The organism is Streptomyces sp. WM6386 (assembly GCF_000972385.1).
In the GTDB taxonomy this organism is placed as follows: Bacteria; Actinomycetota; Actinomycetes; order Streptomycetales; family Streptomycetaceae; genus Streptomyces.
The window spans coordinates 1-419 of record NZ_JXTE01000533.1; the positions used below are offsets into that span (position 1 = coordinate 1).

The following is a 419-nucleotide window of genomic DNA, read 5'->3' on the forward strand; positions in this document are numbered from 1 at the left end:
TCCCCGCCACATCGGCCTGTCGGAAGCCGTCCTCAGCGACCGCCTCCGCAAGCTGACCTCGTCCGGCATCCTCAAGACCGTCCCCTACCAGGAACCCGGCAGCCGCTCCCGCAACGAATACCGCCTGACCCGCAAGGGTTGGGACCTGTGGCCCGTCCTGATGGCACTGACCCAGTGGGGCGAGGCATACGCCCTCGGCCCCGAAGGGCCTCCACTGGACGTCCGCCACACCGATTGCGACGCCCCGGTCCGCGTCGTCGTCGAATGCTCAGCGGACCACGCCACCCTCACTCCCTCGGAAGTCACCGCCCGACTCGGACCGGGCGCCCGCCTCAGCTCGTAAGCCATCGGGTCGGTGATCTTTCACAGCAGAACGAATTGCCACATTCTCCTGCCCGCGGCGAAGAGCCGCATCGGAT

Annotated in this window: 1 protein-coding gene; it reads left to right on the forward strand. The window is 67.8% G+C overall.

Features of this window, described 5'->3' with window-relative positions; genetic code table 11:
• Positions 1-343, forward strand: a 343-nt coding sequence (locus TN53_RS42580) for a winged helix-turn-helix transcriptional regulator (RefSeq protein ID WP_046264283.1), incomplete at its 5' end; no start/stop codon positions are given.
• Between the last annotated feature and the right edge of the window lie 76 nt (positions 344-419).